This window comes from Pseudomonas sp. BAY1663 (assembly GCF_000582595.1).
Lineage (GTDB): Bacteria > Pseudomonadota > Gammaproteobacteria > Pseudomonadales > Pseudomonadaceae > Stutzerimonas > Stutzerimonas stutzeri_AF.
Genome location: NZ_AZSV01000150.1, coordinates 1 through 5,073 on the forward strand (window position 1 = coordinate 1; position 5,073 = coordinate 5,073).

6 protein-coding genes and 1 pseudogene are annotated in these 5,073 nt (G+C 58.0%); 5 read left to right on the forward strand and 2 right to left on the reverse strand.

Annotation, left to right across the window (positions count from 1 at the left end):
* The first annotated feature begins 7 nt into the window (after positions 1-7).
* Positions 8-175 carry an OsmC family protein gene (locus tag BAY1663_RS21990; protein WP_371257648.1) on the forward strand — a complete coding sequence of 56 codons (168 nt, stop codon included), beginning with the start codon at positions 8-10 and terminating at the stop codon, positions 173-175.
* Between the two features lie 71 nt (positions 176-246).
* Complete coding sequence (cynS, locus tag BAY1663_RS21995) at positions 247-696, forward strand: cyanase (RefSeq protein ID WP_037045100.1); 450 nt, start codon at positions 247-249, stop codon at positions 694-696.
* A 118-nt stretch (positions 697-814) separates the two neighbouring features.
* On the opposite strand, the gene BAY1663_RS22000 is transcribed toward cynS, so the two are convergent.
* Together BAY1663_RS22000 and BAY1663_RS22005 are read right to left on the reverse strand one after the other, a co-directional pair.
* Positions 815-1,105, reverse strand: coding sequence for a hypothetical protein (locus BAY1663_RS22000; RefSeq protein ID WP_037045102.1), 291 nt, complete (start codon positions 1,103-1,105; stop codon positions 815-817).
* A 693-nt stretch (positions 1,106-1,798) separates the two neighbouring features.
* Positions 1,799-2,044, reverse strand: coding sequence for a hypothetical protein (locus BAY1663_RS22005; RefSeq protein WP_037045104.1), 246 nt, complete (start codon positions 2,042-2,044; stop codon positions 1,799-1,801).
* A 323-nt stretch (positions 2,045-2,367) separates the two neighbouring features.
* Between BAY1663_RS22005 and BAY1663_RS22010 the strand changes: the two genes are divergently transcribed.
* From BAY1663_RS22010 to BAY1663_RS22020, 3 genes and pseudogenes are all read left to right on the forward strand, one after another.
* Positions 2,368-2,838, forward strand: a complete 471-nt coding sequence (locus BAY1663_RS22010) for an antitoxin Xre/MbcA/ParS toxin-binding domain-containing protein (protein ID WP_037045105.1) — start codon at positions 2,368-2,370, stop codon at positions 2,836-2,838.
* Entirely contained in the window at positions 2,835-3,326 is a 492-nt protein-coding gene (locus BAY1663_RS22015; protein ID WP_037045108.1) for an RES family NAD+ phosphorylase, read from the forward strand. The genes BAY1663_RS22010 and BAY1663_RS22015 overlap by 4 nt, the downstream gene beginning before the upstream one ends.
* A gap of 595 nt (positions 3,327-3,921) precedes the next feature.
* Positions 3,922-5,073: pseudogene (locus BAY1663_RS22020) on the forward strand (AAA family ATPase); the annotation flags it as partial.

A 5,073-nucleotide genomic window follows, 5' to 3' on the forward strand; every position in this document is an offset into this window, starting at 1 on the left:
CGCGGAGATGCAGCCGGCGCAGATGGGTTTCCAGGAAATCCGCGTGAAGGTGCTGGTGGAGGGCGATGCGAGCCGCGAGGAGCTGGAGGAGATCGTGTGCCAGGCCAATTTCTACTCGCCGGTGGCCAACTCCATGCGCAACCCGATCCCGTTCAGTATTGCCCTGGCTGACTGAACCCTCCCAATCGAACCCCGTGAGCGGGCAGCCGCCGCGCCGCCCGGCAACGACACCAAGAGGAATATCCGATGATTTCCAGCCGCGAAGACGTAACCAAGATGATCCTGGCCGCCAAGGTCAGCAAGGGCCTGAAGTGGAGCCAGGTGGCCGACGCCATCGGCCTGTCGAAGGAGTGGACCACTGCCGGCTGCCTCGGGCAGATGACCTTCGACAAGGCCCAGGCGGAAACCCTCGGCACGCTGTTCGGCCTGTCCGACGAAGCGGTGGCCTGGCTGCAGATCGTGCCGTACAAGGGCTCGCTGCCGACCGCGGTGCCATCCGATCCGCTGATCTACCGCTGGTACGAGATCGTCAGTGTCTACGGCTCGACCATCAAGGAGTTGATCCACGAGGAGTTCGGCGACGGCATCATGAGCGCCATCGATTTCTCCATGGACATCCAGCGCCAGGCCGACCCCAAGGGCGACCGGGTGAACGTCGTGCTGTCCGGCAAGTTCCTGCCCTACAAGAGCTATTGAACCAGACCCGCCCGGGCCGTATGGCGCCGGGCGGTCTCCCGAGGTATGGGAGAAAGGTGCGAACTCGCGTTCGGCCGTGCAGCCCTTGCCCGGGGGCGGAGTAACCGGCACATGCCCCTCACTCGCCGAGGCGAATGCGCCACATTCCCTGGCTGCTCTCTTCCACCCAGAAGCCTTCGAGAAACACCGAGCCCTCGAAACGATGCAGCGTGGCCCGGCACTCCGGGTAGCCTTCGCAGCGCAACTGGTAATGGCCTTCGCCCTGGGCGGTTCCGCTGTAGGCGTAGGTTTCACCGTCCTGGGCATACTCCACGCGCACCCGGTCGGCCTCGAGCCGAACGCTGCAGGGCTCGTCCAGGCTGACACGACTGGCCGAATAGGTTTCCATGCGCGAATTGGGATAGAGCATTTCTCGATTCCTTTTCCATTGACCCCATCAAGGCCCGGCGAGCCGCTCGGACGGGCCGCTCATCATGACGTGGGGCACTGGCGAGAATCCAGAAAAAGCAAAAGGGCCCAGGTTTTCACCTGAGCCCTTTCATGGATGGCGCATCCGGCGGGATTCGAACCCACGACCCCTCCTTCGGAGGCCAATGCGGTACAGAAATCTTGGTTGGCGACAAGCGTTCAAAAATGCCTCTAAGTGCCGTACTGCAAGGGTTTCGTATTTTACTGTGTCTTGCAGTTTAAGGCTAATAGAGACATCCGAGGGCAGTTACCCTTGGCACAAAAAACGAAATCCGGGATATCGATTTTTGACCACTAGCCAGACCCTGACGCGTCCTACCGTCGTCTCATTGAGCCTGAGTTCTGCTCGCGATCTGCAGCGATCATCGTAACTTAGTGGGGGGTTAATAGATCACTGGTACTTGGCGCTGCCCCCGCTCGCATCGGCGCGTGGAATGCACAATTACAGCCGTGCTGCGCCTGAGTTCGCACAAACCTGCTTTTTGTCCTGGGCTGTCACATTTGCGCAACCCAGGAATGTGGTTGGCCAGAGGCTAGCGGCCCTTGTCTATGCATGAAAGTCTTTGCTCCTTGCAGGAGGCAATGGCAGAGCGTCACGCACCGGGATTCGCGGGCAGCAGGCTGGGTAGTCAGCTCACTCGTCATTGGCGTTTATCTCGGCAGAGATTTTGCCAAACGACTCCCAATGGCCAGCCAGTTCATCAACGCGATCAGGAATGCGCGGAGTCTTACTGAGCACCAGGCAACGGGTGGTGCCTACATATTCCTCAAGCAGGTAGAGCGTGCTTCCAACATCAACTCCCATTTCCTGCAGAACGTCGTCGGGCAGGCGAATGGCGCCATCGCCTTCCCAGTCTTCGATCACCAGATGATGTTTCATCGCGACTCCAGAAGCCGGTTGGATGAGGTGTCCGCAAGGGGAGGCGGCGGCAGGCCGCAGCCAACTAAGTCCTGCGGCGCAGGCTGGCAGCATAGCAAAGAGCGGGTAGGCTCAGAGAGTGGTAACGAACGCGCCGATCCAGCCACTGCTGCCGGCGGGCGAAAACTCACCCAAGCAGCTCAACTGCGCGAGCACCCGGAATGGGACGTCAGGCATGCGCACAATCGATTCAGGCCACGAACAGAGCACCAAGCACTTATCCGCTGCACGGCGCGCCAAATGACGCTACAATCATGCCATATGTCGCATGTGGAGAATACGCTATGGTTTCCGCCGACACTCGCACCCGCAAGCCAGCACCTGCCGCTCGTAGGCCAACGGAATATCTTTTCCAAAGTGACTCTGACCAGCTCAGTCCGGTCATGGTCTACAGGCTCACGGTCAAAGGCTTCGACCTGAAAGACGTGCAAGACATGCTTGCGATTTCTGATTTGTATTCGACGAAGAAGATCATGAGTCGCATTGTGGGCAAGTCCATCAGGACGATCCAGCGCCAGGGCAGCAAGCAACCAGCACACCTCAATTCCCAACAGAGCGCTGTGGCGTTCCAGTACGCGAAGGTGCTGGAGCACGCGATCAATGTGTTCGGCACTCAGAAGCTGGCCGAAGAATGGCTAGGGCGTCCTTGCAAGTATCTGGACGGCGACGTGCCGCTGGACGTTATCGACAACCCGGTGGGGTTTCAGGCCGTCGAGGATTATCTGGAGCGTATCGAGTACGGGGTCTATCAGTGAACCCGCTTCCCTGGTCTGGCTCATGGTACGCATGGCGCCTTGACCGCGAGCTCTACAAGGACACCTGGGACAGTGGCATTGGTGCCCACAAGCTGGGTGGCCGCTGGAATCCTCCGGGGCGAAACGTTGTGTACGCATCGGCAGACCCATCAACCGCCATCCTGGAGGTGGCGGTGCATGTTGGCTTCGATGTGCTGGATACGGTTGCGCATGTGCTCACATGCTTTGAAGTGCTCGATCAGAGCCTTATCAAGGTCATACAGCCCGAGGATGTTCCCAATCCTGTCTGGCTGACGAGTGCATCCGCTTCACCTAACCAGCAGAAATTTGCAGACGCCCTGCTGGCCGAGCATCCGTTCGTACTGATCCCATCCGCCGTCACTCGCCACTCTTGGAACTTGCTTGTCAGTCGCGAGCTGGCCGAGGGCAGGTATCGAATGATCAGCCAAGAGCGCTTCGGCCTGGATACGCGCCTCGTTAAGGTCTGAGCCGCTTTGCGCTGGCTGAGCCAGCAGTGTCTTTCAGGTGAACGCCTTTAGATTACGTGACAGCTCTTCACGTAGCTGTAGTACCAGGACGTGTACCGGCCAGAACAAAAGGCCCTACCTGTCCCCCTGATTTACAACTCATCTCTAGCCGCAGCTTCTGACAATTGAACTCGCCCCAGGCCTACTAGCTAACACCGCCCCTATTGAGCTGAAAATCCCGCAATACCACCGGGGGAATTTAATATCCCTATGCCGCATTCAGCTAATCCACCGGCAGCTCATTGATAGGTCATCGAGACTTCGCTCTGTAGCCACCGTGGCTGCGCTCGTCTACCGCAGAATGTCGGTGGCAGTCCTGCAAAAACCACTGACCCGCCACAAGCGCTCACTGGGGCACCTTCGCCGAACTAGCCAAATACACCCTCGTGACGACAGAACTCTCCGCCAAATCGCCCATATCCAGCGTGCGCCTCCGGAATAGATCACTAGACCTCGACTGGTCTAGTCTTTCACTCACTCTATTCGAATGACATTGCAAGCTATATAACGAATAGCCGGCCAGAGATTGGCACCGATTGCCTAGGGAGAGAGGCGAATGATTGAGTCAATACGGATAGTGGGGGTGGCTTCGTATGGACAAGAGGTACAAGCGCTTGATGGGCTGACGAAGTTCAACTTTATCTACGGTGCCAATGGGTGTGGCAAAACCACAATTTCCAGGGTGATCGACAACCCCACTCGTTATCCGAGTTGCCATGTTGGCTGGAAGAGCGGCGTGCCCCTTCAGGCTATGGTCTACAACCGCGACTTCGTTGCACGTAATTTCGGCCCCTCTGCGGAGCTCAAAGGCATCTTCACCCTCGGTGAAAAGAACGTCGACAATCTTGCCAAGATCGCGGCACTCAAGCAGGAATCCGGTCGCTGTAGTGGACGCATCAGCAGTCTGAGGGAGACTCTAGAAGGGCTGGATGGTCTGGGAGGAAAACGCAAAGAACTCGCCGATCTCGAGGCTTGGTTTCAGGAGACATGCTGGGCCCAGAAAAAAAGCACGATAGTGCATTCGCTTTGGCATTCCAGGGCGTACGCAACAATGCCGAGAACTTCAAGGTCCGTGTGCTGCAGGAGCATGCTGGGAATTCTGCAGCATTGGTTTCGTTGGCCGATCTCCAGGAGAAAGCCAAGACCATTTTTGGCCCCTCACCTATGTTGGAGCCCCGCGTCGTATTGCCTTCGTTCGATGCGCTGTTGTCCCACGAATCGAATCCGATCCTGAGCAAGCGCGTTCTGGGCCGGGAAGATGTCGATATCGCGGCAATGATCAAGGCGCTGGGCAACAGCGATTGGGTGCGGCAGGGCCGGGCTTACTTCGATGAGGCGACAGGAGTCTGCCCTTTCTGCCAGCAAGCCACAGAGGCCTCGTTCGCGGCCAACCTGGAGGCCTATTCGACGAAACGTTTCTGAATGACAGTCGTGCCATTGATGAACTGGCTAAGACCTATGCCGCGGCGGCCGATCAGCTTTTGGCGCAATTGTCCGAGATCCTTAATGCGCCTTCCCGATTTCTCGATGCGGAAACACTGAAGACAGAAGTGGCGCTGCTGTCTTCTCGGATTGCCCTCAATCGTCAGCATCTTGCCGATAAGCAACGCGAGCCAAGCCAGCTCATTGCACTGGAACCTCTGGCTGACGCTCTGGGCGCGATCTCCCAGGCACTGGCGCTGGCCAACGAGCAGATCGAGTCACACAA

Bases quoted from the DNA above. Each gene is read 5' to 3' on its own strand.
- BAY1663_RS21990 (WP_371257648.1), top strand. From the start codon at position 8: ATGCAGCCGGCGCAGATGGGTTTCCAGGAAATCCGCGTGAAGGTGCTG.
- BAY1663_RS22005 (WP_037045104.1), bottom strand. From the start codon at position 2,044: ATGAAACATCATCTGGTGATCGAAGACTGGGAAGGCGATGGCGCCATT.
- BAY1663_RS22010 (WP_037045105.1), top strand. From the start codon at position 2,368: ATGGTTTCCGCCGACACTCGCACCCGCAAGCCAGCACCTGCCGCTCGT.
- cynS (WP_037045100.1), top strand. From the start codon at position 247: ATGATTTCCAGCCGCGAAGACGTAACCAAGATGATCCTGGCCGCCAAG.
- BAY1663_RS22000 (WP_037045102.1), bottom strand. From the start codon at position 1,105: ATGCTCTATCCCAATTCGCGCATGGAAACCTATTCGGCCAGTCGTGTC.